At 37.8% G+C, this 25,944-nt stretch carries 25 protein-coding genes and 4 tRNA genes; 19 read left to right on the forward strand and 10 right to left on the reverse strand.

What is annotated here, in order from left to right; translation table 11 throughout:
- Positions 1–29: 29 nt before the first annotated feature.
- The gene (gene lysC, locus DV427_RS07155) at positions 30–1,382 is read right to left on the reverse strand and encodes a lysine-sensitive aspartokinase 3 (protein WP_114891822.1); all 1,353 of its coding nucleotides are present in this window, start codon (positions 1,380–1,382) and stop codon (positions 30–32) included.
- A 365-nt stretch (positions 1,383–1,747) separates the two neighbouring features.
- Here lysC and DV427_RS07160 point away from each other — a divergent pair.
- From DV427_RS07160 to DV427_RS07180, 5 genes are all read left to right on the forward strand, one after another.
- A tRNA-Met gene (locus DV427_RS07160) sits at positions 1,748–1,824 on the forward strand.
- 5 nt (positions 1,825–1,829) lie between these two features.
- Positions 1,830–1,914 (forward strand) — tRNA-Leu (locus DV427_RS07165).
- Positions 1,915–1,942: 28 nt separating this feature from the next.
- Positions 1,943–2,017, forward strand: a tRNA-Gln gene (locus DV427_RS07170).
- Positions 2,018–2,063: 46 nt separating this feature from the next.
- A tRNA-Gln gene (locus DV427_RS07175) sits at positions 2,064–2,138 on the forward strand.
- A 152-nt stretch (positions 2,139–2,290) separates the two neighbouring features.
- A complete protein-coding gene (locus DV427_RS07180) occupies positions 2,291–2,863 on the forward strand; it encodes a DUF2726 domain-containing protein (RefSeq protein ID WP_065249663.1) in 573 nt (190 codons plus the stop codon).
- A gap of 93 nt (positions 2,864–2,956) precedes the next feature.
- Here the strand turns inward: DV427_RS07180 and rplY are convergent, their stop codons facing one another.
- Positions 2,957–3,244 (reverse strand): 50S ribosomal protein L25, encoded by a 288-nt coding sequence (gene rplY / locus DV427_RS07185; protein WP_005633680.1) that lies wholly within the window; start codon positions 3,242–3,244, stop codon positions 2,957–2,959.
- Between the two features lie 225 nt (positions 3,245–3,469).
- Between rplY and DV427_RS07190 the strand changes: the two genes are divergently transcribed.
- The gene (locus tag DV427_RS07190; protein ID WP_005637053.1) at positions 3,470–4,066 is read left to right on the forward strand and encodes a DedA family protein; all 597 of its coding nucleotides are present in this window, start codon (positions 3,470–3,472) and stop codon (positions 4,064–4,066) included.
- 70 nt (positions 4,067–4,136) lie between these two features.
- On the opposite strand, the gene DV427_RS07195 is transcribed toward DV427_RS07190, so the two are convergent.
- Positions 4,137–4,751, reverse strand: coding sequence for a riboflavin synthase subunit alpha (locus DV427_RS07195; RefSeq protein WP_114891823.1), 615 nt, complete (start codon positions 4,749–4,751; stop codon positions 4,137–4,139).
- A 42-nt stretch (positions 4,752–4,793) separates the two neighbouring features.
- On the opposite strand from DV427_RS07195, the gene hmrM reads away from it, so the two are divergent.
- From hmrM to tyrS, 3 genes are all read left to right on the forward strand, one after another.
- Positions 4,794–6,188: a sodium-coupled multidrug efflux MATE transporter HmrM gene (hmrM, locus tag DV427_RS07200; RefSeq protein ID WP_114891824.1), complete on the forward strand. Its 1,395-nt coding sequence runs from the start codon at positions 4,794–4,796 to the stop codon at positions 6,186–6,188.
- 8 nt (positions 6,189–6,196) lie between these two features.
- Positions 6,197–6,913, forward strand: a complete 717-nt coding sequence (gene sfsA / locus DV427_RS07205; protein ID WP_114891825.1) for a DNA/RNA nuclease SfsA — start codon at positions 6,197–6,199, stop codon at positions 6,911–6,913.
- A 198-nt stretch (positions 6,914–7,111) separates the two neighbouring features.
- On the forward strand, positions 7,112–8,299 hold the full coding sequence (gene tyrS / locus DV427_RS07210; RefSeq protein ID WP_114891826.1) for a tyrosine--tRNA ligase: 1,188 nt from the start codon (positions 7,112–7,114) through the stop codon (positions 8,297–8,299).
- Between the two features lie 84 nt (positions 8,300–8,383).
- Here the strand turns inward: tyrS and DV427_RS07215 are convergent, their stop codons facing one another.
- The 7 genes from DV427_RS07215 to DV427_RS07245 all read right to left on the reverse strand — a co-directional run bounded on the left by DV427_RS07215 (position 8,384) and on the right by DV427_RS07245 (position 14,881).
- A complete protein-coding gene (locus DV427_RS07215; protein ID WP_114891827.1) occupies positions 8,384–9,331 on the reverse strand; it encodes a ribose-phosphate pyrophosphokinase in 948 nt (315 codons plus the stop codon).
- A 1-nt stretch (position 9,332) separates the two neighbouring features.
- On the reverse strand, positions 9,333–10,274 hold the full coding sequence (gene ispE, locus DV427_RS07220; protein WP_114892182.1) for a 4-(cytidine 5'-diphospho)-2-C-methyl-D-erythritol kinase: 942 nt from the start codon (positions 10,272–10,274) through the stop codon (positions 9,333–9,335).
- A gap of 11 nt (positions 10,275–10,285) precedes the next feature.
- Entirely contained in the window at positions 10,286–10,906 is a 621-nt protein-coding gene (gene lolB / locus DV427_RS07225; RefSeq protein ID WP_162790285.1) for a lipoprotein insertase outer membrane protein LolB, read from the reverse strand.
- Between the two features lie 71 nt (positions 10,907–10,977).
- Positions 10,978–12,228, reverse strand: coding sequence for a multifunctional CCA addition/repair protein (locus DV427_RS07230; protein ID WP_114891829.1), 1,251 nt, complete (start codon positions 12,226–12,228; stop codon positions 10,978–10,980).
- Positions 12,229–12,234: 6 nt separating this feature from the next.
- A complete protein-coding gene (locus DV427_RS07235) occupies positions 12,235–12,846 on the reverse strand; it encodes a TIGR04211 family SH3 domain-containing protein (protein WP_005641802.1) in 612 nt (203 codons plus the stop codon).
- Between the two features lie 67 nt (positions 12,847–12,913).
- Positions 12,914–14,176, reverse strand: coding sequence for an inorganic phosphate transporter (locus DV427_RS07240; protein ID WP_114891830.1), 1,263 nt, complete (start codon positions 14,174–14,176; stop codon positions 12,914–12,916).
- Between the two features lie 24 nt (positions 14,177–14,200).
- On the reverse strand, positions 14,201–14,881 hold the full coding sequence (locus DV427_RS07245) for a TIGR00153 family protein (protein WP_114891831.1): 681 nt from the start codon (positions 14,879–14,881) through the stop codon (positions 14,201–14,203).
- 218 nt (positions 14,882–15,099) lie between these two features.
- Here DV427_RS07245 and DV427_RS07250 point away from each other — a divergent pair, with 218 nt between their 5' ends.
- From DV427_RS07250 to DV427_RS07295, 10 genes are all read left to right on the forward strand, one after another.
- Positions 15,100–15,540 (forward strand): HvfX family Cu-binding RiPP maturation protein, encoded by a 441-nt coding sequence (locus DV427_RS07250; protein WP_114891832.1) that lies wholly within the window; start codon positions 15,100–15,102, stop codon positions 15,538–15,540.
- A gap of 34 nt (positions 15,541–15,574) precedes the next feature.
- Positions 15,575–15,811, forward strand: coding sequence for an oxazolone/thioamide-modified RiPP metallophore HvfA (gene hvfA / locus DV427_RS07255; RefSeq protein ID WP_114891833.1), 237 nt, complete (start codon positions 15,575–15,577; stop codon positions 15,809–15,811).
- A 77-nt stretch (positions 15,812–15,888) separates the two neighbouring features.
- Complete coding sequence (locus DV427_RS07260) at positions 15,889–16,809, forward strand: HvfB family MNIO-type RiPP peptide maturase (RefSeq protein ID WP_109427031.1); 921 nt, start codon at positions 15,889–15,891, stop codon at positions 16,807–16,809.
- Entirely contained in the window at positions 16,799–17,515 is a 717-nt protein-coding gene (locus tag DV427_RS07265; protein WP_114891834.1) for an HvfC family RiPP maturation protein, read from the forward strand. The genes DV427_RS07260 and DV427_RS07265 overlap by 11 nt, the downstream gene beginning before the upstream one ends.
- A gap of 399 nt (positions 17,516–17,914) precedes the next feature.
- Positions 17,915–18,952 (forward strand): CYTH domain-containing protein, encoded by a 1,038-nt coding sequence (locus DV427_RS07270; RefSeq protein ID WP_114891835.1) that lies wholly within the window; start codon positions 17,915–17,917, stop codon positions 18,950–18,952.
- 125 nt (positions 18,953–19,077) lie between these two features.
- Positions 19,078–20,454, forward strand: coding sequence for a DNA repair protein RadA (gene radA / locus DV427_RS07275; protein ID WP_114891836.1), 1,377 nt, complete (start codon positions 19,078–19,080; stop codon positions 20,452–20,454).
- Between the two features lie 122 nt (positions 20,455–20,576).
- Entirely contained in the window at positions 20,577–21,056 is a 480-nt protein-coding gene (gene lrp, locus DV427_RS07280; protein ID WP_005633718.1) for a leucine-responsive transcriptional regulator Lrp, read from the forward strand.
- A 1-nt stretch (position 21,057) separates the two neighbouring features.
- Positions 21,058–23,829 carry a DNA translocase FtsK gene (locus DV427_RS07285; RefSeq protein ID WP_114891837.1) on the forward strand — a complete coding sequence of 924 codons (2,772 nt, stop codon included), beginning with the start codon at positions 21,058–21,060 and terminating at the stop codon, positions 23,827–23,829.
- Between the two features lie 17 nt (positions 23,830–23,846).
- A complete protein-coding gene (lolA, locus tag DV427_RS07290) occupies positions 23,847–24,464 on the forward strand; it encodes an outer membrane lipoprotein periplasmic chaperone LolA (RefSeq protein ID WP_114891838.1) in 618 nt (205 codons plus the stop codon).
- Positions 24,465–24,524: 60 nt separating this feature from the next.
- Positions 24,525–25,865: a replication-associated recombination protein A gene (locus DV427_RS07295; RefSeq protein WP_114891839.1), complete on the forward strand. Its 1,341-nt coding sequence runs from the start codon at positions 24,525–24,527 to the stop codon at positions 25,863–25,865.
- Positions 25,866–25,944 lie beyond the last annotated feature (79 nt).

Genomic DNA, 25,944 nt, shown 5'->3' on the forward strand with positions numbered 1-25,944 from the left:
GATTTTTCACCGCACTTTAGGTTTAGACTTTATTCAAATAAGGATTTGTGTAATGAACGAACGACTTCATCAGCATGTTCACTTTGCACGAGCATACAAATATTGTTGGTACTCGCGCCATAACTAATCATGCGCACGTTGTAAGATTGGAGCGTATCAAAAATACGTTTTGCTACACCGGAAGCAATATGTAAGTCGTTCCCGATTAATGCGACTAATGACACGCCAGTATCGACTTTTACTGCACAATATTGACGGAGTTCATCTAATAATTCGGTTGAAAGTAATTCCGCTCCTGAAGATGCGGAGCCTGTTTTATCTAATGTCAATGCAACGCTCACTTCTGATGTAGTGATAGTATCCACTGAAATTTTGTGTTTAGCCAAAATGTTAAATACATTCGCTAAGAAACCTTGCGCATGCAGCATACTTAAGCTTGAAAGAGTGAGTAAAGTTTGATCTCGGCGTAATGCAATTGCACGGAAAGTTGGACGAGGTTGAGGATCGCGCGTGACCCAAGTTCCGCCGGCTTCTGGTGCTTTACTTGAACCCACATAAACGGGGATATTGCTGCGTACGGCAGGAAGTAATGTGGCTGGGTGTAGCACTTTAGCCCCAAAGGTTGCCATTTCAGCGGCTTCTGCAAAACTCATGGTATCGATTCGTTGTGCTGCTGGCACAATGCGTGGATCGGTTGTATAAATGCCTGCAACATCAGTCCAAATTAAAACGTCTTTTGCATTTAATACTTCGGCTAACAAAGCAGCAGAGTAGTCGCTACCGCCACGGCCTAATGTGGTTGTTTTACCGCTTGGTTCACGCCCGATAAAACCTTGGGTGATGACTAATTCGCCGCGGTCTATTAATGGTTTTAAAATGTTATCACTGTTTGATTGAGTCTGTTCATCATTTGGTGCAGCTTTACCAAAATGGTTATTGGTTGCAACAATTGTACGTACATCAACCCAAGTACCTGAGGCATTTTGTTCACGTAAAATCTCAATAAAGATTTGAGTTGACATCATTTCACCGTGGCTGATAAGTTCATCGGTTAATGCGGGAGAGGTTGCAAGACTAGCTGCTTCAGAAAGTGCGGTAATATTTTCAAGATATTTTTCAATAATTGGACGAACACGGCTGTCGTCTTTTAACTCATTCAAAATATTCTCTTGAATTTGACGGATTTCACCAATTAATTTTTCACGTTCTGTCGCTTCTACACCATTTGCTAAGGCGACTAATAAATTCGTTACGCCAGCTGATGCAGAAAGCACGACTACGCGCGTATTGGGATCAGCGATGACAATTTTTGCACAAGCCGTCATCGCTGCATGGTTGGCTACAGATGTTCCGCCAAATTTGGCGACTGAGAGGTGGGACATAAGATACTCCATTGATGTTGTGTGTTTTTTTATGTAATTAGCTATACAAATAACGAGTTAGCTTTTTATTGTCAAATAGATTTTTGTTTAAAATTTAGAGAGTGTTTGTTTTTTAAACATAACTATATTTAGACATGATCTTTGTCATAAATCTGATTATGGCAAGAAAGAAAAATTAAAGCATCAAACTAAATAATCTCGTTGCTAATTCAGACTATAAATGCGTAAAAAATAATTGATGTGTTTTATTAATAATCAAATGAAAGGGAAAATCCAAATATTTTAAAAAAAGTATTTGACGAGTATCGTCAAAATCAGCATAATACGCCCCGCAAAGCCGATATGGTTAGGCAAATTAAGGTAATGGCTACATAGCTCAGTTGGTTAGAGCACAACACTCATAATGTTGGGGTCGCAAGTTCGAATCTCGCTGTAGCCACCAAATTTGCGGGACTGGCGAAATTGGTAGACGCACCAGATTTAGGTTCTGGCGCCGAGAGGTGTGTGGGTTCAAGTCCCTCGTCCCGCACCATTTATCGCTTTGTAAGTCAAATAGTAGTTGGGGTATCGCCAAGCGGTAAGGCACCGGGTTTTGATCTCGGCATCCCTAGGTTCGAATCCTAGTACCCCAGCCATACTATCAAATAAATCTTCTTTATATCTAATCAAAGATTTCTCTGTTGGGGTATCGCCAAGCGGTAAGGCACCGGGTTTTGATCTCGGCATCCCTAGGTTCGAATCCTAGTACCCCAGCCATATTTTTTAAATTCTCATAGTTCTAATAAAAGCTAGTTTTTTGCCTTATCTAAGGTTGTTTTTGAGATCCAGATCTCAAACACGTTTATTTGTAATATAAAGTAATATTCTATTAATGCTATCTTGTTTTCCTGTTCATTTAGGAGAGCAATATGGAATTTTCTTTACAATACATCATTATTTTCATTTTTGTTATTTTATTTCTAATTGGCTTATTTTCATCTAAATCGAGATCAACTCGTCGTAATGCAAAGAAGAGTCGTCTTTATCTTTCAACAGAAAACAAAATTAATATTGTGAATAAAAATGATCATCTTGATGTCGTTATATTGAGTAAGTATAAAAGAAAAGCCTTGATGAATAAGAGTGAATATCAACTTTTTCTTCGTTTAGAAAAGTTGTTATCTAAAGGTTATCAAGAGTTCCGTTTATTTACTCAGGTTTCAATGGGAGAGTTTTTAGAATCAATAGATAAAGAGGCACATTTTGCGATAAATAGTAAACGAGTAGATTTTTTGATTGTAGATAAGAACGGCTATGCCGTAATAGTAATTGAATATCAAGGGCAGGGACATTATCAGGATAATGCAGCGAAGCGTGATGCAGTGAAACGGGAGGCTTGTCGAAAGGCCGGGGTGATTTTTTTAGAATTTCAGCCAAACTATGGAAAAGCAGAATTAGAATTTGTTGTTGAAAACTTAAAACGTTATTTGATAAAAAATTAAAGTTTAGGTATTTATTGAGAAATAATTAAAATACTCATAACAAAAAAGCTAAGACTGATATCTTAGCTTTTTTACTTTGTTCAAACTTGTGAATTACGCGCGTTTGAAGTCAATGTGAACCAATTTTGGTTTGAATGGGTGACGTTGCATTGCTTGTACTTTAACTGCAACTTCTTTACCACCGATCACTAAAGTGATCACTTCAGAATAGAAAGATTCATGTGCTTGCGCGTTGTTTAATTCATCGTGGTTTAAGATGATTGAAACTGGCTCTTCGCTGCCACCATAAACGATTGCAGGGATTTGACCATTGTGACGCAGGCGGCGGCTCGCACCCTTACCTTGCGCTGTACGAACTTCAGCGTTAAATTTAAATGCCATTTTAATGTTCTCTTTAAATTAATGTTAAAAGAAAGAAAATTGCAGGCGACCCAGCAATTTTCCAAATATTGTTCTCAAAGACAAGCATTAAGCTATACTTTGAGACGGTGAATTATAGAGTATCCTGCTTTTCAAAGCAAACTTTTTCTAGGTTTTTTACCCTGAAAAGATTAGAATGTTTAGCAATTTTTTACGATATTCATTAAAAAATAAAGTAGGAAGATTATGGAATTTCTGATTGGATTTTTTACTGATTACGGCTATTGGGCTGTTCTTTTTGTTTTAATTATTTGCGGATTTGGTGTGCCGATTCCTGAAGATATTACGTTAGTTTCTGGTGGTGTGATTGCGGGGCTTTATCCAGAAAGCGTTAATTCACATTTAATGTTGCTAGTCAGTATGATTGGTGTACTTGCTGGCGATTCGACCATGTATTGGCTTGGTCGTATTTATGGCACAAAAATTTTACGTTTTCGCCCAATGCGTAAAATCGTGACATTACAACGTTTAAGAATGGTGCGTGAAAAATTTAGTCAATATGGCAACCGTGTGTTATTTGTCGCACGTTTTTTACCCGGCTTGCGTGCTCCAATTTATATGGTCTCTGGTATTACTCGCCGTGTAAGTTACACACGCTTTGTCTTAATTGATTTCTGTGCTGCCATTATTTCTGTGCCAATTTGGGTTTATTTAGGCGAATTTGGCGCAAAAAATTTAGACTGGTTACATGCTCAAATTGAAAAAGGTCAAATGGTGATTTATGTGCTTATCGCTTTACTTGCCCTATTCCTGTTCTGGAAATGGAAAAAATCGAAAAAATAAACGAAGTCATCAAACAAAAGAGCGGTTAAAAAATTCTGTGTTTTTTAACCGCTCTTTTTATTTCAATAGACTATAAATTTCTTGCTTTTAGATAATTTTCCACAGTATCCACAATGGCTTGTGTTTGTGGATCTATTTCAATATTCACAATATCGCCCACTTTACGTTGCCCCATTAAGGTTCGTTGCAAAGTTTCAGGAATTAAATTCACACAAAATTGTGAACCTTTTACTTCACCAATAGTGAGGCTAATACCATCTACCGCAGCAAATCCTTTCGTTAAAATATATTTCATTACATCTGTGCTTGGCAGCTCAAACCAAATTTGTCGGTTATTTTCACTGGCGATAATGTTTGAAATTTTTGCGGTGCAATACACATGGCCAGATAACAAATGCCCGCCAATTTCGGTTCCCATTTGCATGGCTCGTTCAATATTCACATTGTCGCCCACTTTCAACAAGCCAAGATTCGTAATTCTTAAGGTTTCTTGCATGAGATCAAAGCTAACGAGATCGCCATTGACTTCAGTCACGGTTAAACATACACCGTTATTTGCCACCGATGCACCAATTTCTAGGTCTTTACGCATTTCAGGTGGTAATTTTACCACTTGTGTTCTAAAATTAGCCTTTTCTGTTATTGAATGAATAGGCGCAGTGCCTTGTACAATTCCGGTAAACATATTTTCTCCTTTTCTAAAAATTTTTCTTAGTATATCAAATTTATGAATTTTCGTCTTTTATCCCAATATTGCGCTGATATTAAAAAATTAATTAAAATCTCTTTACCCATTTTGTTAGCGCAAATCGCACAAAACTCAATGGGATTAGCGGATACCATTATGGCTGGTCGAGTGAGTTCCACTGATATGGCAGCGATTTCGGTCGGCGCATCTATTTGGATGCCATTGGTGCTTTTCGGTCAAGGCTTATTATTGGCGCTGCCTCCGACCATTTCTTATTTAAACGGTTCAGGTCAACGCCATCGCATTGCCCATCAAGTTCGCCAAGGCATTTGGCTTGTGTTAGGCGTGAGTATTCCTTTAGGTTTGCTGATTTATTTCTGTGAGATTCCGCTGGAATACATGCAAATGGAAAGCAAAATGTCAGATTTAGCACGTGATTATTTACATGCGATGTTGTGGGGATTGCCTGCTTATTTGATGCTGATTAATTTTCGTTGCTTAAATGATGGTATTGCCAAAACCAAACCAGCAATGGTCATTACCTTTTTAGGTTTACTGCTGAATATTCCGCTTAATTATATTTTTATTTATGGAAAATTTGGTATGCCTGCTTTTGGTGCGGTGGGCTGTGGTATTGCAACAGCCATTGTGAACTGGGCAATGTGCTTAATGATGATGTTCTATTCTTACACGAATGTTCAAGAACGCTCACTAAAAGTATTTAGCCAATTAATTGAAATGCCGAATCCCAAAACACTTAAAAAACTACTGCGTTTAGGCTTACCCATCGCCATTGCACTTTGTTGTGAAGTGGCGTTATTTGCCCTCACTTCGTTAATGCTTTCTCCGCTAGGCTCAACCATTGTGGCGAGCCATCAAATTACATTGAATACCAGCTCTTTCATTTTCATGTTCCCCCTGTCAATTGGTATGGCAACAACGATTTTAGTCGGACAAGCATTGGGGGCAGGTTCTCCACAAAATGCAAAAAAAATGAGCTATGCCGCATTATTATTAGGGCTAACGGTGACAATCATTACCTCATTAATTACGATTTTCTTCCGTTATGAAATTGCCTCTATTTTCGTAACTGATGAAATTGTCATCGCCATGGCGGCAAATTTATTATTATTTGCCGCACTTTATCAATTTTCAGATACCGTTCAAATGGTGGTTGGCGGCATTTTACGGGGCTATAAAGATACTAAAGTTATTTTATACATTACCCTTTTCTCTTATTGGGTAATTGGTGTACCACTGGGTTATACGCTAGGTCGTACAGATTGGCTTGTGCCACACATTGATGCGAAAGGCTTCTGGATTGCCTTTGTGGTCTCACTCACTTTTGCGGCGATCTTACTTTCTTTGAGAATGAAAAAAATGCAAGCCATGAGCGATAACGCCATTTTACAACGTTTAGAAAAACTCAAATAAGGAACTTTATGCAACTTCCAGCTTTACAATCGGCGACATTAATTCGTCGTTACAAACGCTTTCTTGCGGATATTGAACTGCCAACTGGTGATGTTATGACAATTCATTGCGCCAATACAGGCGCGATGACGGGCTGCGGTGAAAAAGGCGACACAATTTGGTATTCACATTCCGATAGCCAAACCCGAAAATATCCCCATTCTTGGGAGCTCACTCAACTTGAAAACGGGCAACTTTGTTGTATCAATACGCATCGTTCTAATCAGCTTGTCTTTGAAGCACTGCAAAATAAGCAAATCAAAGAACTAGCAATGTATAACGAAATTTATCCAGAAGTGAAATACGGCGAAGAAAATAGCCGAATTGATTTCTTACTAAAAGGCGAGGGTTTGCCTGATTGTTATGTAGAAGTGAAATCAATCACGCTTGTAAAAGGAAATTTAGGCATGTTCCCCGATGCAGTGACTACGCGTGGGCAAAAACATGTCCGAGAATTGTTGACAATGAAAAAACAAGGTCATCGCGCAGTGGTAATATTTGCTGGGTTACATAATGGTTTTGATCGTTTTAAAATCGCAGAATATATCGACCCCGAATATGATCGCTTATTAAAAGAAGCAATGGAACAAGGTGTTGAAGCCTATGCTTATGCGGGTAAATTTGAAATTTCTGATGGAATTCCTACCGCACTTTCCTTAACAGAATCGGTTCCTTATATAAAATAATATTTTTTGAGAATTATTTTTATTTAGTTATTGACAAGGTTATTGATAACAATTATCATCTAACCATTCCAACAACAATATTAGATAATCACTCCAACATTCCCGCCTATTTCCCCACAAATAGGCGTTTTTTTTATTCACAAATCGCCAAGAATCCCTATAATAAAACCTTTTAAAAAACATAATTAGGAAATAATAATGACTGACATTAATACCGTTCTCGCGGAACTAAAGCGCGGTACTGATGAAATCCTTTCAGAAGCGGATTTAATCGAAAAACTGAAAGAAAATCGCCCATTAAAAGTAAAATTAGGCGCCGATCCAACCGCACCAGATATTCATTTAGGGCATACCGTTGTATTAAACAAACTGCGTCAATTTCAACAACTCGGTCATGAAGTCTATTTCTTAATTGGTGATTTCACTGGAATGGTAGGCGATCCATCAGGTAAAAATGCAACGCGTCCTCCACTCAGCCGTGAAGATGTATTGCGCAATGCGGAAACCTATAAAGAGCAAATTTATAAAATTCTCGATCCACAAAAAACCAAAATCGTCTTCAACTCTGAATGGTTAAGCAAACTTGGTACAGAAGGTATGATTCGTCTTGCAAGCAACTACACCGTTGCGCGTATGCTTGAACGTGACGACTTCAAAAAACGCTTTGGAAATAACCAACCTATTGCAATCCACGAATTTATTTATCCATTACTGCAAGGCTACGATTCTGTTGCATTAGATGCAGATGTAGAACTAGGCGGTACAGACCAAAAATTCAACTTGCTTGTTGGTCGTGAATTACAAAAATCAGCAGGCAAAAAACCACAGGTTGCGATTACACTTCCATTACTCGTTGGTTTAGACGGCGAGAAAAAAATGTCCAAATCACTTGGCAACTATATCGGTGTAACAGAAGCACCAAACGATATGTTCGGTAAAGTTATGTCTATTTCAGATGAACTCATGTGGGATTGGTATAACCTTCTTTCATTCCGTCCATTAAGTGAAATTGCACAATTAAAATCGGAAGTAGAAAACGGCAAAAATCCTCGTGATGTAAAAATCTTACTGGCAAAAGAATTAATTGCACGTTTCCACAATGAAGATGCGGCAAATGCAGCAGAACAAGAATTCATTAATCGTTTCCAAAAAGGCGCAATGCCTGATGAAATGCCTGAATTTACGTTCTCTGGCGAAATGGGTTTAGCCACCTTATTAAAAGAAGCAGGTCTTGTTCCTTCGACTTCAGAAGCAATTCGCTCTGCTCAACAAGGCGGTGTAAAAATCAATGGTGAAAAAGTCGATAACGTAAAAGACAATGCACCGAAAGGTACAAATGTTTACCAAGTGGGTAAACGAAAATTTGCGCGTGTAACCGTTGAATAAAGTAGATACAGCTAAATAGAGTAAATAAAAAATACCGCACTTAGAGGACATTCAAAGTGCGGTATTTTTTATTGAAATTTTAATTTAGTTAAACATCGCAGAAATAGACTCTTCGTTGCTAATACGACGAATGGCTTCTGCTAGCATGGAAGAAAGGGTAAGCACGCGAACTTTGCCGATAGCTTTCATTTCTTCTGATAGTGGAATGGTGTCAGTCACAACAATCTCATCAATAGCATCGCTGGCCAAGTTTTTGGCTGCTGTACCAGAGAAAACTGCGTGAGTGGCGTAAGCAAATACACGTTTTGCACCGCGTTCTTTTAATGCTTCAGCCGCTTTGCAAAGTGTACCGCCAGTATCAATCATATCATCTACTAAAATACAATCGCGACCTGCTACATCACCGATAATATGCATCACTTGCGCTACGTTTGCGCGTGGACGACGTTTGTCAATGATAGCCATATCGGTATCGTTTAATAATTTAGCGACAGCACGAGCACGTACAACACCACCAATATCTGGAGAAACAACAATTGGATTTTCAAGATCAGATTTTTTCAAAATATCGTGAATTAAAACTGGAGAACCAAATACGTTGTCTACTGGAATATCAAAGAAACCTTGGATTTGTTCTGCGTGTAGGTCGCAGGTTAAGACACGGTCAATACCAACAGTTGAAAGTAAATCTGCCACAACTTTAGCGGTAATTGGTACACGAGCCGAACGAACACGACGATCTTGGCGAGCATAGCCGAAATAAGGAATCACGGCAGTAATACGACCAGCAGATGCTCGACGTAATGCATCTACCATTACAATCAATTCCATCAAGTTATCATTGGTTGGCGCACAAGTTGATTGGATGATAAATACATCCGCACCACGCACATTTTCATTGATTTGAACTTGGATTTCACCATCGCTGAAACGTGCGACCGTAGCATCGCCTAGAGAAATATATAAACGTTCAGAAATACGTTTTGCAAGTTCAGGTGTTGCATTACCCGCGAAGAGTTTAATGTCAGGCATTTTATAAAACCTCAGGTTTAGATTGTCGATGAGTATAAGTTGATGATAGCTGCTTCAACATTGCGTGCAAGGGAGAAACATTGAGTCCTTTAGCGACGAAACCAGAAAATTCTTCTGGTTTTTGTCTAAATACCGCTTGTGCCTCTGCTCCATGATCAAATTCAGCAAAAACACATGCTCCCGTTCCTGTTAATCTTGCCGGCGCATATTGTAGCAACCAGTTTAGCGCTTTTTCAACGTTTGAATAATGATTTATCACAACTTTTTCGCAATCGTTTACATAAGATTCGCTCAAAAGTTGTTCAAGGGATTTTTTCGGTGTATTACGTGGTAAATTTGGATCTTGAAATATCACAGCCGTCGATATTGAATCATCGGGTTTTAATACAACAAACCATTTTTCGGCAGGTTCACAATAAGTGATTTTTTCCCCGACACCTTCAGCAAAAGCTGCGTGCCCATGTACAAATATTGGCACATCTGCGCCTAATGCTAATCCTAATTTTGCTAGTTCATCAATGGATAAATTAGCTTGCCATAAATAATTTAACGCGACTAATGCGGTTGCTGCATTGGATGAACCACCACCAACACCGCCTCCCATAGGAAGAATTTTATCTAAATGAATATTTGCACCCAATTGAATATTGGCTTTTTCTTGTAAAAGTTTTGCAGCTCGATAAATTAGATTATCTTCTGTTTTTAGATTTGGAATTTCTGGCGTTAAAACAATTTGATTATCTTCTTCACGGATACTCATTTCTAACCAATCGCCGAAATCTAAAAATTGGAAAAGTGTTTGTAATTCATGATAGCCGTTCGGCAATTTTCCGTTGATATAAAGAAATAAATTCAGTTTGGCTGGGCTAGGGAAACGCAATGGCTTCCCATTTGATTGTGTTGTATTTTGACAAAGTGCGGTAGAAAATTGATGTGATTTCATTAATGTATTCATTAGTAAATCCACTCATCCACGCGAATTTTTAGAGTTTGTTTCGTGCTGTCATTTTTTAGCAAAATATTTTCAGGCATCGAATTATTTGAGTGATAAGTTAGATAATCTGCTGTCCATTGAGAACCATCCACATGATAAGTAAATGCGCCAAGTAAATGGTTGGTACCCACTTGATAATCCGCATTTATTGCCGGTTGGCCTTTCAACCAATAAGCTAAATGTTCTAATGGCACATCCATTCCAATGATCTCTTGTAATAATAGTTTGGCATCGGCTGCAGATTGTTGATTGCCGTTGTTATCGGAAATTGTCATCCCACTTTGATGCATTTGAATCCAAAGGGTAGATTTACTGATTAAAGAATAGAGTTTTAGCGTATAAGATTTTGGATTTTGGTATTGCCATTCAAAGCGACTAGAAAAACGTTCTGTTGGACTGATATAACCAATTTGTCCTTTGGTTTGATAGGATTGAATTTTTTGAATCTTTTGTAAATGTTGTTGCCATGCGGCGTCAGTTTTATCAATGTATTGTACGTTAACTGGACGTTCAGCATCTATCGTACAGGCTGTAAGTATGTTGGTTACAAAAAGTGCGGTGAGAAATTTAAACGTTTTCATATTATTCATCAAGTTAATAAGCTTGCGTATTTTAAGGATTTAGTTGAACTGAGTAAAGTTACTTTTATTTGTTAATTTTTGGGATAATTTGCTTTTGTTTGTTTAACCGCTAAGATTCTTCGTTTCGTCAATTCATTTCTGATTTCTTGTTTCTCAAATCCATCTGCAATAACTTGCTGTACATCTACTTCATTTGCCGCTTGTAATAATTGATTAATGTAATCTATTTGTGGATAGTCTTTATTTTCAAAACCTGTTCTACCTCGAGTATCAGCTAGACATACTTGTAGAAATTCTTGAAAGCGTTGTAGTTTTCTCCACACATCAAAACGATTAAACAGCGTTATGACGGTTTCAGCTCGAAGCTCAAAGGCTTTATGAATATGCGTGTGAAATTCACAAGTCAGTTCTGCAAGTTCTTGAAAATAACTTGGAACCTTCAAGCGTTTGCATAATGATCTAGTCGGTTTTATGCCAGCTTGTTCATGCCCATAATGATGAGGAAGAATATTTTGAGGTGTAAGAGCCTTGCCAAGATCATGACAAATTGCTGCAAAATGGACCGCACTTTTGTTTAGGATAGGATTATTTTCAGTCAAATTAACCGCTTGTTTTAATACCAACATGGTATGAATAAAACTATCCACTTCTGGATGATGTTTTACAGGATTGGGCACACCATAAAGGGCATCGATTTCAGAAAATAAAACTTTTAATGCGCCTGTTTTATGTAAGGTTTCAAAATAAATTTCAGGATTTTTTTCGTTTAAGGCTTTTTCTGTTTCTAGCCAAACTCGCTCGGCGGTGAGATGTTGTAATTCTCCCGATTGGGCAAGTTCTGCCATTAGGGATAGCGTTTCCGATGCGATTTTAAAACCGAGTGAATGATAACGGGCTACAAAGCGTGCCACACGCAATACACGTAAAGGGTCTTCTGAAAAAGCAGGAGAAATATGGCGTAAAATTCGATTTTCTAAATCTTGTTTTCCGCCATAAGGATCGATAATTTCACCGTCTTCACTTTGAGCCATGGCGTTAATAGTGAGATCTCGTCGAATTAAATCTTGTTCTAATGTAATTGTTGGGGAGAAATCACAAATAAAGCCAGTGTAACCTGCGCTAGATTTACGTTCTGTTCGGGCGAGCGCATATTCTTCTTTTGTTTTAGGATTGAGAAAAACTGGAAAATCTTTGCCTACTTGTTGATAACCGAGAGAGAGTAGCGTAGCGGGAGTTGCGCCTACCACAATCCAATCACGATCTTTTACTGGTAAACCCAATAATTGATCGCGAACAGCCCCACCAACCAAATAAACTTTCATTCGTGATTATGCCCAACCATCACGACGGCGACGTTTTGGTAATACATAAGGAATGAGTAAACCGAAGAGTAAGCCTACGCCCAACACTGAACCGCCATAAATAAACCATTGGATCGCAATTTCTCGTTTACCTGCATCAAGCATCGCTTCTAAATCACGATTTTTATTTTTGGTCATTTCAAGTTCACGTTTCAATTGTGAATTTTGTTCTAAAAGATCCGCACTTTGTTGCTCAGCTTGTTTGGTTCGACGTTGCATTTCTACGGTACGTTGTTGCCAATCACCATCTAAACGACTAAGTTTTAAGGTTAATTCTTGAACTTGAGCTTTTAATTTTGGATTTTCTTCTTTACTACTTGGCGTGTTGCTTAAGTCTGAATTTAAAATCCAAGCTTCACGATTTTTATTGTCGCGAATGAGTGTGTATTTACCTTGGCGATCTAATACATTCACCGCTTCACCCGCTTGAATTGAACCTGCAATTTTAAATTGTTCACCGGCGCCACGGCGTAAGAACGTACTGAGATTTTCAGTAACATATTGCGTTTCTGCATGAGCAGTTGCAATACCTGTACCAAGTAAAGCGCAAGATAAAAGTGTATTGTAGATTTTTTTCATGCTTTCTCCTTAAAAATAAAAACAACAAAAGTGCGGCTAAATAAACCGCACTTTTTGTTGCAATAAATTAATTAAACACCGCACGCAGTAAATAGAAGATAATAATTGAGAAGAATGCGCCGGCTGGTAAAGTGATTATCCAAGAACTAATGATGTTTCGGATAACCGTTAAATTGAGTGCTGCGATACCGCGAGCAAAACCGATACCCAAAATTGCTCCAACAAGTGTTTGTGTTGTTGAGATGGGCAAGCCTGTACCAGATGCAACTACAACAGTCATCGCAGTGGCAAATTGAGCGGCAAAGCCACGGCTTGGCGTTAAATCGGTGATCCCAGATCCAACAGTCGCCATTACTTTTTGTCCCATAGTAATTAAGCCTACAGCAATACCTAATGCGCCTAATGGTAAAATCCACCAAGTTAAGGCTCCGCCTGAAATAATTTTACCGCCTTGTTCTACGATTGATACAACCGCTGAAAGTGGGCCAATTGCATTGGCTACATCATTCGAACCATGAGCGAAAGCCATGGCACAAGCTGTTAATAACATTAAAATGCTGAAGATTTTTTCCACTGCACCAAAAGTACCTTTGCTTGCAGATTGGGTGAATGTTTTGCTTTTAAAGTAGAAATGGAAAAACAGCATGCCTACAAGGCTAATGACAAGTGAAATGACTAAAGTTTCTTTATTGGAAAGATTTAAACCAACATGTTTTAAACCTTTTGTCATGGTTACGATACATAGAACAAATACGGTTATCCCCATGTAGTAAGGACCATATTTTTGTGCATTTTTCAGTGGATGTTCGGTATCAAAAATAAGTTTTTGCGTACTTGCAAAGATGGCATAAGCCAAAATCCCTGCAATGACGGGCGTGATGAACCAGCTACCAACGATGCTACCAATATTTGACCAATCCACTGCGCCAGGGCCAATCGTAATACATGCAAATCCAATAATTGCACCGATGATAGTGTGAGTACCTGAAACCGGCCAACCCATTTTCGTTGCGATAAATAACCAAGCGCCAGATGCAAATAAAGCAGAAAGCATACCCAGTGCCAAAATATCGGGCGTATCAACAAATTGCATTGGATCGATTACGCCACTTTTAATTGTTTCTGTTACTTCACCACCGGCTAGATATGCGCCAGTAGATTCAAAAATTAACGCGATAATAATTGCTTGTTTGGCTGTTATAGTACCAGATCCTACAGATGTACCCATTGAGTTTGAAACATCATTGGCTCCAATACCGAAAGCCATAAAAAAGCCGAAGGCTGCTGTAATCCACACCAACCATGAACCATATTGACTAATAACTTCCATAGTTAATTTCCTATGTTTTGTTGATTATGAACGCGCCAGCATTAATTCAATGCGTGAGCCAACACGTTGTGCTTGGTCAGCTAGTACGCCAACCCATTCAATAATTTTATATAAGAACATCACATCAATAGGGTTATAACGGCTTTCGATGGTGTAAAGCATTTTACGCAATTTGATCTGCATTTGGTCGGTATCATCTTCAATTGCATCGAGTTCTTGAATCATATCGTTAACTAATTTTAGTTCACGACCTTTAAAACCAGTTTCTAAAAGTTGATCCATTTCTTCGATTACTCGATGAGCTTGATGAATAGCATCTAAACTACGTTTTACGTAACGTAAGAATTCTTCCTGCATTTCTTCAGGAATACCAAATTGACGCCCAATCATACGGCCTGCAATATCTTTAGCAAAATTTGCTAACTTATCTTGTTGCGTGACTAATTCTAAGAGATCAGTACGATCGATAGGTAAGAATAAACCACGTGGCAATTTCAAACGAATCTCACGTTTCAAACTATCCGCTTCACGTTCACGCTGAGAGATTTCTAAGCGTTTTTCTTCCGCTTTTTCCCAATCCTTTGAGAAGGTGGTTTCAAAAAAAGGAATTAAAAGATCGCTACATTCAGTGACTTTTTCCGAATGCTTTTGCAATGGTTTTAAAGGCGAATGGGCAAATAATCCGAGAATATTATTCATTGCCATAAGTGATTTACTCCATAAGGGGTTAAAAATTCGTGCGCATATTACCCGATTTTTGTTGATATTTAAAATTTTTCAAAAAAATTTGTAAGAAAAAAGGTTTATCTTCGACTAACTAAATAACTGGGTAATATTTCCTAGTGTGGTAAGATAAGTGACCCAATACACTTTTCGCTTTAAAAGCGAGAAAATTTGAAAGGTAAAAAATGAAGGATTGTAAGATGCAAGGTATCAGCAGCAGCGTGAGTTTATTGATTTTACGCTTTTTTCTTGCGTGGGAATTTTTAGAGGCAGGGTTAGAAAAATGGAATGGTCAAAATTGGTTTACTGAAATACAAGATCGTTTTCCTTTTCCGTTTAATCTTATTCCTGCTGATATTAATTGGCACATTGCAATGGGGTCAGAATTAATTCTCCCTTTCTTGCTAATATTCGGAGTACTAACTCGTTTTAGTGCATTAGGTTTAACGATTTTAATCTCTGTTGCGTGGTATAGTATTCATGCTGATTCAGGTTATAACGTTTGTGATAATGGTTATAAATTACCATTAATTTATGTGGTAACTTTATTAATCTTAATTACGCAGGGAGCAGGGAAACTCTCTTTAGACACGCTTATTAAGAAGGTTTATCCAACTAAAAGCTGGTTGAAATTCCTCTAACTATATATTCAAGATCAAACTCTAGGAGATTTAAATGAAAAAATTATCCACTTTAGCCGCATTAGCAGGAGCATTAACGATGACAGTAGCTACTGTTGCACACGCTGAGTCAAAATCAAGCAGTACAGATAAAACTGCAACACCTTGTGTGGGTGATAAATGTGTGAAAACAAAAGCTGCAGAAGGTAAATGTGGTGAAGGTAAATGCGGTGCGAGCCAACCAAAAGCTGCAGAAGGTAAATGTGGTGAAGGTAAATGCGGTTCTAAATAATCGTATTTTAATCTAGATGCCATACATAGCACTGGTGTAAATTTACACCAGTGTTGTATTAAAAGGAGTAAATAATTATGTTACAAGGTGCAGGATTAGGGTATCGTCGAGATTTAGCGGATGATTTTTTGAATTTATCATCAAATAATGCGATTCAGTTTATGGAAGTTGCTCCAGAAAATTGGGTAAAAATGGGAGGAGCTGCTCGTTATAAATTTGATCAAGCCGCTGAAAGATATCCACTTGCGGTACACGGACTATCACTTTCATTAGGCGGGCAAGCACCACTTGATCGCGAGTTATTAAAAAATACTAAAGCATTAATGACTCAATATAATTCGACATTTTTTTCTGAACATTTGAGTTATTGTGAATGTGAAGGGCATTTATATGATTTATTACCTATGCCATTTACTGAAGAAGCTGTAAAACACGTAGCACAGAGAATCCGCTATGTGCAAGATTTTTTAGGATTACAAATTTCATTAGAAAACACCTCTTATTATCTACACTCTCCCACCAGCACAATGAATGAAGTAGAATTTTTAAATGCTATTGCACAAGAAGCAGATTGTGGTATTCATTTAGATGTGAATAATATTTATGTAAATGGCGTCAATCACGGTTTACTTGATCCTTATGTTTTTTTAGATCAAGTAGATGTGAAACGTGTCAATTACATTCATATTGCAGGACACGACGAAGAACATTCTGCAGCACAAGTTGTGGAGGATTTAGAAGGAGAATCATTTAATAAAATAAAAGGGGCATATCGCTATTTACCAGAGTTATTAATTGATACGCACGGTGAGGCAGTAAAAGGTACTGTGTGGGATTTATTAGAATATGCCTATCAACGACTACCTGCCATTCCGCCAACATTATTAGAGCGTGATTTCAATTTCCCTCCATTTGCAGAACTTTATGCTGAAGTTGAACATATTGCACAACTACAGCAAAAATATGCTCAAAAAGAGGTAATATCCTATGCAGCCTAAACCTTTGCTTATTGAAACACAAAAAGCACTTGCCACAGCAGTTCGATTGGCTAATGCTCAACCTCTAAATGGTTATGCTCCGAATCGCCTTGCTGTTTATGCTCGTTTAGTTCGAAATAACATCTTTGGTTTTATTGACCGTTGTTTTGTTGAAGCGCCTAAACACGTTTCTGCTGAGAGTTGGTCTCAGATAAAAGAAATGTTTGTATTAACAGGAAAATCACATTCTCCTTATTTTCAAGATATTGCTGGAGAATTTCTCTTATTTTGTCAAGAAAAAGAGAGTTTTGATGCCAATATACTGGCATTGATGGATTTTGAAAATACTCAATTACTTGCAGAAGTTTCTTTAGCAAAAGTACCTGCAAAATTTGAGTGGAATAAGTATAGCGTAATGCAGTTATCTGATGCAGCTTATTTAAAAAGCTATGAAGTCGATTTTTTATCAAGCGATTTTAAACAATTTGATAAAAAACCTATGCAAGCTGTTATATGGCGGGATAGCGATTTTAATATTCTGCAACAACGCTTATCTGAACTTGACTTTTGGCTATTAAGTTATATACAAGAACAACCTTCGTCTTTAGAAGAGGTATTATCTGCCTTGAATACCGTAGTTGAAGATAGCACCCCCTTAATTCCATTATTGGAAAACACTTGGGTGAATTGGATTAATGCTGAAGTGCTTTATCCGAAAGAGGGATAAATTTTGTATAGAAAAACTCACAAAATGTTAGATAGGTGAAAAAGATGACTTTTTCACCTAATTTTTTCTTGGTTAGTATTTTCCATATATTATCCAAATCTTTTCAATATAGATTTGAGAACAGTTCGAATCATATTCTCCGCTTAAATGAAACCTTTCAGTTATAAATCTAAATATTTGATTTCCAATTTATTCAATTTCATATAATGAAAATTTGTCACATAATTATTTGAATAACCTTTCATTTATAATTTCCTATATTTTAATTATAGAAAAATACTGCACAATAAATATAAATTCATTTATAGCTGTTTAATATGTAAAGTAAAACACCACAAAAATCTTGATTTATTTTTATTGTATTGTATATTCAAACAGTTAATTTGAGTAAGGAATATTATGCTACAAGAAATTGAATTAAAATTGGCGATCTCGCCACAAATCAGTATTGAATTGCCACAATATCTTGCAAAATTTACGATTTTAGATCATCGAGATTTATTTTTGAGTAATACTTATTATGATTATCCTGATCATTTCCTTGCTAAACAAAAGATGGGATTACGAATTCGTCAAGAAGATCAAGAACTTACATTAACGCTTAAAACCAACGGCGAAGTTGTTGGTGGATTGCATAGTCGCCCAGAATATAATTTATCATTAACCGAAAAAGAAACGCCAACTAATGCCCAATTAAGAGAGCTTTATCCTTTTGAACAATTACCTAGTTCTACACTACAACCTATTTTCTCCACAGATTTTAACCGCACTTTTTGGTTAGTTGAATTTCAACAATCCAAAATTGAAGTGGCTTTTGATCAAGGCAAAATTATTGCAGGCGAATCTGAGCAATCGATTTGTGAAATTGAGTTTGAATTGAAATCTGGCAATGTGCAGGATCTTTTTGATTTTGTGGAAACTTTGCCTTTCGAAAGAGATATTTATTTTAGTAGCGCAAGTAAAGCAAAGCGTGGTTATTTGCTGGGTTCAAAACAATTTTTAACAGATTGGTTAAATAAATGGCGTGATTTCTTAAAAGAAGAACGAGAAGAAAGTGCGGTAGATTTTTGTGCAAAATTTAATTCCGTGTTGAAAATGGAACAGAAACTTTTGGAAGAAACTTTATCCTTTTCTCCCGCACTTTTTAGCCAAGATTTTATGAAAACAGTGGAGCGAGTTGGGGCATTTTTTAATCTTTATCATTATTATGATGAAAATGGAAAAATCCTAGAAGCGGTGGCAACAGAAAAACAAAAAGAAACGCTCTTACCAGCTTTGTTAGAAAGCAATCAGAAAATTTTTGCTGAAATCCGTGATTTGATTCGTTTTCATAGTGAAACGAAAGAAAATGAAAAAACTATTGAAAAATTGACCGCACTTTTGAAAAGTCGAGTTTATTTTGAGCGAATGATCAAATTAATGAGATTCTCGGCATAATGCGAATCAACCGTGCAAATGGGTAAGCTATGTTTCTAGGCATTATGTAAGCTTGCTCTGAACAATATAACGATATTTAGTCCTAGGTATACGAATACTCGGTTAAAGGATGAGAAGGATAAAAAATGGCTAAAGCCCCGAAAACAGCTTATGTATGTAACGATTGTGGTGCGGAGTTTTCTCGTTGGCAAGGGCAATGCTCGGCTTGTAAAGCGTGGAATACAATTACCGAAGTGCGGTTAATTTCCACGGCAAAATCAAAAAATGATCGTTTTAGCGGCTACGCAGGTGAAACTCAGGCAAAAATTCGAACGCTCTCTGAAATTAGTTTGCAAGAAACACCACGTTTTTCCAGTGGTTTTAATGAATTAGATCGCGTACTGGGTGGTGGGATTGTACCAGGCAGTGCGATTTTAATTGGTGGGCATCCTGGTGCAGGGAAAAGTACATTGTTATTACAAGTCATGTGTGGTTTAGCGAAAAACATGACCGCACTTTATGTGACGGGAGAGGAATCACTACAACAGGTTGCGATGCGTGCAAGTCGATTAGGATTGCCAAACGATCAATTAAAAATGTTGTCAGAAACCTCTGTGGAACAGATTTGTAATTTGGCGGATCAGTTAAAACCGCAAATTATAGTTGTGGATTCGATCCAAGTAATGCATTTGGCAGATATTCAATCATCGCCAGGAAGTGTAGCTCAAGTGCGAGAATGTGCTTCTTTCCTCACTCGTTATGCGAAAACCCGCCAAGTTGCCATTATTATGGTGGGGCATGTAACGAAAGACGGAACCCTTGCAGGGCCGAAAGTGTTAGAGCATGCGATTGACTGTTCATTACTATTAGAAGGCGAAGCCGATTCTCGCTATCGTACTTTACGTAGTCATAAAAACCGTTTTGGTGCGGTGAATGAATTAGGTGTATTTGGTATGACCGAGCAAGGCTTGCGAGAAGTAAAAAATCCATCGGCAATCTTTTTAAGTCGCGGGGATGAGATTACATCGGGCAGCTCTGTTATGGTACTTTGGGAAGGAACACGCCCTCTTTTAGTTGAAATTCAGGCTCTAGTGGATCATTCAATGTTAGCGAATCCTCGTCGTGTTGCGGTGGGATTAGAGCAAAATCGCTTAGCACTATTATTGGCGGTGTTACATCGACATGGGGGCTTACAAATGGCTGACCAAGATGTCTTTGTCAATGTTGTGGGTGGTGTAAAAGTGAGTGAAACAAGTGCGGATTTGGCTTTGTTGCTTGCATTAATTTCTAGTTTCCGTAATCGTCCTTTGCCACAAGATTTAGTGATTTTTGGTGAGGTGGGATTAGCTGGAGAAATTCGTCCTGTGCCAAGTGGACAAGAACGTATTAGTGAAGCGGCAAAGCATGGCTTTAAACGTGCTATTGTTCCTTTTGGCAACAAACCGAAAAGTGCGGTCGAAAATATGCAAGTTTTTACGGTGAAGAAACTTTCCGATGCGCTAGCTGTATTGGATAATTTCTAAATACTTCCATTAGAGATAATTAATAGACTTAATGGAAATGAATTATCTATGGCCGTTGTACTGAAAACGTTAGCAAAATTTGTTAAAATAAACATACTTTTTATTCAAAGAAAAATAAGAAAATGGAAAAAAAACTGAATAAAGCACTGGATGCGATTGATATAAAAATTCTTAATGAATTACAACGCAACGGTAAAATTTCTAATATTGATTTGTCGAAAAAAGTAGGGCTTTCACCCACGCCTTGTTTAGAACGTGTTAAACGTTTAGAAAAACAAGGCGTAATTATGGGATATCGTGCATTGTTGAATCCTGAATTATTGGAAGCGCCTTTGCTTGTGATCGTGGAAATTACGTTAGTTCGAGGAAAACCTGACGTATTTGAGGAATTTAATGCTGCGATTCAAGAGTTGGAAGAAATTCAAGAATGCCATTTGGTATCGGGCGATTTTGACTATTTATTAAAAACTCGTGTTGCCGACATGGCTGAATACCGAAAATTGCTGGGAACGACATTATTGCGCTTACCTGGCGTAAATGACACTCGCACTTATGTTGTGATGGAAGAAGTAAAACAAACTAATTTCCTTGTATTGAAATAATATGATTAAACAAATAACAGAACGATTTACGCCCAGACAGTATTTAGCTGAACTTTTGCTTGGATTGACCGCACTTTTCGGGCTTTATTTAATTGTTGCTTGGTCAAGTTATACTCCGCTTGATAATTCTTGGGCAACGGCTGGTGCGCATGGTGAAACAATTAATAAAGTCGGCGCATTTGGTGCGTGGATTATCGATCTTTCTTTTGTTTTCTTAGGTTATGTTGCCCACGTAATTCCTTTTACGGCTTTTTTTGTACCTGTCTATTTATTGAAAATAAAAGCAGTTAAAAATCTTTCCTGTACTCGAATTATTTTACGTAGTTTTGGCTTTACAATGCTGATTATTGGGCTTTGCGTGATGAGTATGTTGCTTTTGCAAAGCAATGCCTTTTATTTAAGTGGTGGAGTTGTAGGCGGTTCACTTGTTGTAAATTGGCTTTATCCAGCATTAGGTAAATTCGGAGCGGTTTTAATTGGTTTTATATTTGCTTTAATCGGTTTTATTTTTTGCTCTGGCGCCTCATTAATTCGATTGATTGTAGCCTTTTATCATTGGTTGACAATGAAAAATGAACAGGAAGAACGTGTTGAGCAAGAAAAAACAACGGAAGAATTAGAGCAAATCGTGATTGTAAAATCAGATAGTTCAGAAACAGAAAATCTAAATCAAATTAATCTTAATGTAGAACAAAATGGTGAGATTGAAGCCCAAAAATCATCTTTAGAGGTTGAAGACAACTCTGTTGGGCATCCTTCGCATTTAATTAATATTCATGGTTTAAACCCAGAGGTCTCGATTAAATCAGAATATGAAGTTTCTCCTGAAGAGAGTGTAAAACCTCAGTTTTCTCTTGAGTTTGAATCTGAAGCATTACCTAGCGTGAATTTATCGAGCGACGCGCATGGACAAACGGTAAGTAAAAATGATTTTGTGCCAGTGTGGAATAAACCGATAAAGCCTGCTGTTCAGGATGATGTCTCAATGAATCAAAGTGAGGATGATTTTACTAAGGTGTCCTTGCTTACAAATGATGAAATGCCAAAGGTTTCATTAAAACCAATTAATGAATCCTTGAATACGGAAATGGCGGATAATAATTTTGATGTTCAAGCTGATGAAAAAGTCAGTTTAGGTGATGATGAACTAAAATTTAACGTATCCTTACAGGATGATATAAGGGATGTTCAATTAGACAAAAATCAAGAGGAATCACCTAACTATAAAGATTATAGTAGCAGCTTGATTCATCCAGCATTCCAACAGCAAACAACTAAACGTGAAAAGCCTAGTACGCCATTGCCAAGTTTAGAGTTATTATCGAAACATCCGGCGGTAGAACAAAATATTACACAAGAAGAAGTTTTGGAAACGTCCCAACGTATAGAGCAACAATTACGTAATTTTAATGTGAAAGCGACTGTAAAAGATGTGCTTGTTGGCCCAGTTGTCACTCGCTATGAATTAGAATTACAACCAGGGGTGAAAGCGTCAAAAGTAACGAGTATTGATACCGATTTGGCGCGTGCATTAATGTTCCGTTCGATTCGTGTGGCAGAGGCTATTCCTGGCAAGCCTTATATTGGTATTGAAACACCTAATCTTCATCGTCAAATGGTGCCATTACGTGACGTGTTAGATAGCAGCGAATTCCGTGATACTCATGCTACTTTGCCAATGGCTTTAGGTAAAGATATTAGCGGAAAGGCAGTGATTGTTGATTTAGCGAAAATGCCACATTTATTAGTTGCTGGCTCAACGGGATCAGGTAAGTCTGTTGGAGTGAATACGATGATTTTAAGTTTACTTTATCGTGTTCAGCCAGAAGATGTGAAATTCATCATGATCGATCCTAAAGTCGTCGAACTTTCAGTTTATAATGATATTCCGCATTTGCTAACGCCTGTTGTAACAGATATGAAAAAAGCCGCTAATGCGTTGCGTTGGTGTGTAGATGAAATGGAACGCCGTTATCAGTTGCTTTCTGCTCTACGTGTACGCAATATTGAAGGTTTTAACGAAAAAATCGATGAATACGAAGCAATGGGAATGCCTATTCCAAACCCAATTTGGCGACCTGGTGATACAATGGATGCAATGCCACCTGCGTTGAAAAAATTGAGTTATATTGTGGTTATTGTCGATGAGTTTGCTGATTTAATGATGGTAGCGGGTAAGCAAATTGAAGAACTTATTGCTCGCTTGGCACAAAAAGCGCGAGCTATCGGTATCCATTTAATTTTAGCGACACAACGTCCTTCTGTCGATGTGATTACAGGTTTAATTAAAGCGAATATCCCAAGTCGTATTGCCTTTACCGTTGCAAGTAAAATTGACTCACGTACTATTCTAGATCAAGGAGGGGCAGAGGCGCTTTTAGGTCGTGGTGATATGCTTTATTCAGGACAAGGTTCATCGGATTTGGTTCGTGTTCATGGTGCCTTTATGAGTGATGATGAAGTTATTCGTATTGCGGATGATTGGCGAGCACGTGGTAAACCTGATTATATCGATGGCATTTTAGAAAGCGCTGACGATGAGGAAAGCTCAGAAAAAGGAATATCAAGCAGTGGAGAATTAGATCCACTCTTTGATGAAGTAATGGATTTTGTTATTAATACCGGTACAACTTCAGTATCTTCTATTCAACGTAAATTCAGCGTAGGCTTTAACCGAGCAGCGCGTATTATGGATCAAATGGAAGAACAAGGGATTGTTAGCCCAATGCAAAATGGTAAGCGTGAGATTTTATCGCGTCGTCCGGACTACTAATTTAAAAGGAAAGTAAAATGAAAAAAACAACGTTAAAATTTGCCGCACTTGCCTTACTTGGTTTGAGTAATTTGGCATTGGCTGATGCGGCAAATGAATTGCAAATGCGTTTAGCTAAAGTTGATGTATTAAGCGCAGAATTTGTGCAAACAGTGACTTCTGGAAGTGGCAAAAATGTTCAACAAGGAAGTGGAAAACTTCAAATTAAACGCCCAAATTTATTCCGTATGGATACTAAAACTCCTCAAGAAACCCAGATTATTTCTGATGGTAAAACCTTATGGTTCTACGATCCATTTGTTCAACAAGTGACCGCACAATGGGTTAAAGATGCGGTAAATAACACGCCTTTCGTGTTGCTTACAAGTAATGATAAAAGCCATTGGGATCAATATTCGGTTATGCAACAAGTGGATACTTTCGTATTGAAACCCAAATCTTCAAAAAGTAATATCAAGCAATTTGATATTCGCGTCGATGCCAATGGCGTATTAAGAAATTTCAGTACGACCGAGAAAGATGGGCAAACCAATCTTTATGTTTTACGTAATATTACGAATCAAACCTTATCTGACAGTTTGTTCCAATTCAAGCCAGAAAAAGGCGTTGAAGTGGATGACCAACGTAAAAAATAATAAATGATTATTTTAAATAAGGGCGTAGAAATACGCCCTTCAATTTTGTGAGAAATAAAAATGTCGAACCTCAATTTTGATTTTGCCGAAAATGATTTTCGTCCACTGGCAGCCAAGATGCGTCCAAAGAGTCTAGAGCAGTATTTTGGGCAAACTCATCTTATTGGTGAGGGTAAGCCACTGCGTAAAGCTATTCAAGCTGGGCATATTCATTCTATGATTTTCTGGGGGCCACCAGGTACGGGAAAAACAACGCTCGCAGAAATTATAGCGCAACGTATTAATGCAGAAGTTGAGCGAATTTCTGCGGTGACGAGTGGTATCAAAGAAATTCGTGAGGCGATTGATCGTGCAAAACAAAATCGTCTTGCGGATCGTAAAACTATCTTATTTGTGGATGAAGTCCATCGTTTTAATAAAAGCCAGCAAGATGCTTTTCTGCCACATATTGAAGACGGAACTATTATTTTTATTGGGGCGACAACAGAAAATCCCTCTTTTGAGCTAAATAATGCGTTGCTTTCTCGTGCCCGAGTGTATGTGCTGAAATCACTCACAACGACTGAAATTGAACAAGTTTTGCAGCAAGCTGTAGAAGATCCTGAACGAGGATTGGGTAAAGAGCGGCTAATTTTAGAAGAGAATTTACTACAAGTTCTTGCCGAATATGTTAATGGGGATGCGCGATTAGCCTTGAATAGTCTCGAATTAATGGTGGATATGGCGGATGGAACAGAAAATGGAAAGAAAATTGACCGCACTTTATTAAAAGAAGTCTTAGGCGAACGCCAAGCAAGATTTGATAAACAAGGTGATCGTTTCTACGATTTAATTTCTGCGCTACATAAATCTGTCAGAGGTTCTGCACCAGATGCTGCTCTGTATTGGTATGCACGAATTTTAACAGCAGGGGGAGACCCTTTATATGTCGCGCGCCGATTACTTGCCATTGCTTCAGAAGATGTGGGAAATGCAGATCCTCGTGCTATGCAAGTCGCATTGGCTGCATGGGATTGCTTTACTCGCGTGGGGGCTTATGAAGGGGAGCGAGCCATTGCCCAAGCCATTATCTATCTAGCGGTAGCGCCAAAAAGTAATGCCGTTTATACCGCATTTAACACCGCAAAACAGCAAGCGAAAGATTTGCCAGATTACGATGTTCCACCACATTTACGCAATGCGCCAACTAATTTAATGAAAGAACTTGGCTATGGTGCTGAATATCGTTATGCTCACGATGAACCTAACGCTTATGCGGCAGGTGAAAATTATTTCCCGCCTGAATTAAAAGACACTCAATATTATTTTCCGACGAATAGAGGTATGGAAATTCAGATTAAGGAAAAACTAGAACGATTACGTGAGCAAGATAAAAGTGCGGTGAAAAGACGGTATAAATAATCTTTATTTAGGATTTTTTAGAATGGAATGAAAGTGCGGTTAATTTTGAAAACTTTTTTGAAATTTACCGCACTTTTTT

The organism is Haemophilus haemolyticus, assembly GCF_003351405.1.
GTDB lineage: Bacteria > Pseudomonadota > Gammaproteobacteria > Enterobacterales > Pasteurellaceae > Haemophilus > Haemophilus haemolyticus_N.

Coding starts and splice junctions, on each gene's coding strand:
- hvfA (WP_114891833.1), top strand. CDS start 15,575: ATGAAAAAATTATCCACTTTAGCCGCATTAGCAGGAGCATTAACGATG.
- rplY (WP_005633680.1), bottom strand. CDS start 3,244: ATGGCATTTAAATTTAACGCTGAAGTTCGTACAGCGCAAGGTAAGGGT.
- DV427_RS07235 (WP_005641802.1), bottom strand. CDS start 12,846: ATGAAAAAAATCTACAATACACTTTTATCTTGCGCTTTACTTGGTACA.
- radA (WP_114891836.1), top strand. CDS start 19,078: ATGGCTAAAGCCCCGAAAACAGCTTATGTATGTAACGATTGTGGTGCG.
- DV427_RS07270 (WP_114891835.1), top strand. CDS start 17,915: ATGCTACAAGAAATTGAATTAAAATTGGCGATCTCGCCACAAATCAGT.
- DV427_RS07295 (WP_114891839.1), top strand. CDS start 24,525: ATGTCGAACCTCAATTTTGATTTTGCCGAAAATGATTTTCGTCCACTG.
- hmrM (WP_114891824.1), top strand. CDS start 4,794: ATGAATTTTCGTCTTTTATCCCAATATTGCGCTGATATTAAAAAATTA.
- DV427_RS07180 (WP_065249663.1), top strand. CDS start 2,291: ATGGAATTTTCTTTACAATACATCATTATTTTCATTTTTGTTATTTTA.
- DV427_RS07260 (WP_109427031.1), top strand. CDS start 15,889: ATGTTACAAGGTGCAGGATTAGGGTATCGTCGAGATTTAGCGGATGAT.
- DV427_RS07240 (WP_114891830.1), bottom strand. CDS start 14,176: ATGGAAGTTATTAGTCAATATGGTTCATGGTTGGTGTGGATTACAGCA.
- sfsA (WP_114891825.1), top strand. CDS start 6,197: ATGCAACTTCCAGCTTTACAATCGGCGACATTAATTCGTCGTTACAAA.
- DV427_RS07250 (WP_114891832.1), top strand. CDS start 15,100: ATGCAAGGTATCAGCAGCAGCGTGAGTTTATTGATTTTACGCTTTTTT.
- lysC (WP_114891822.1), bottom strand. CDS start 1,382: ATGTCCCACCTCTCAGTCGCCAAATTTGGCGGAACATCTGTAGCCAAC.
- DV427_RS07230 (WP_114891829.1), bottom strand. CDS start 12,228: ATGAAAGTTTATTTGGTTGGTGGGGCTGTTCGCGATCAATTATTGGGT.
- DV427_RS07190 (WP_005637053.1), top strand. CDS start 3,470: ATGGAATTTCTGATTGGATTTTTTACTGATTACGGCTATTGGGCTGTT.
- DV427_RS07245 (WP_114891831.1), bottom strand. CDS start 14,881: ATGGCAATGAATAATATTCTCGGATTATTTGCCCATTCGCCTTTAAAA.
- ispE (WP_114892182.1), bottom strand. CDS start 10,274: ATGAAATCACATCAATTTTCTACCGCACTTTGTCAAAATACAACACAA.
- DV427_RS07195 (WP_114891823.1), bottom strand. CDS start 4,751: ATGTTTACCGGAATTGTACAAGGCACTGCGCCTATTCATTCAATAACA.
- tyrS (WP_114891826.1), top strand. CDS start 7,112: ATGACTGACATTAATACCGTTCTCGCGGAACTAAAGCGCGGTACTGAT.
- DV427_RS07215 (WP_114891827.1), bottom strand. CDS start 9,331: ATGCCTGACATTAAACTCTTCGCGGGTAATGCAACACCTGAACTTGCA.
- lrp (WP_005633718.1), top strand. CDS start 20,577: ATGGAAAAAAAACTGAATAAAGCACTGGATGCGATTGATATAAAAATT.
- DV427_RS07285 (WP_114891837.1), top strand. CDS start 21,058: ATGATTAAACAAATAACAGAACGATTTACGCCCAGACAGTATTTAGCT.
- lolA (WP_114891838.1), top strand. CDS start 23,847: ATGAAAAAAACAACGTTAAAATTTGCCGCACTTGCCTTACTTGGTTTG.
- lolB (WP_162790285.1), bottom strand. CDS start 10,906: ATGAAAACGTTTAAATTTCTCACCGCACTTTTTGTAACCAACATACTT.
- DV427_RS07265 (WP_114891834.1), top strand. CDS start 16,799: ATGCAGCCTAAACCTTTGCTTATTGAAACACAAAAAGCACTTGCCACA.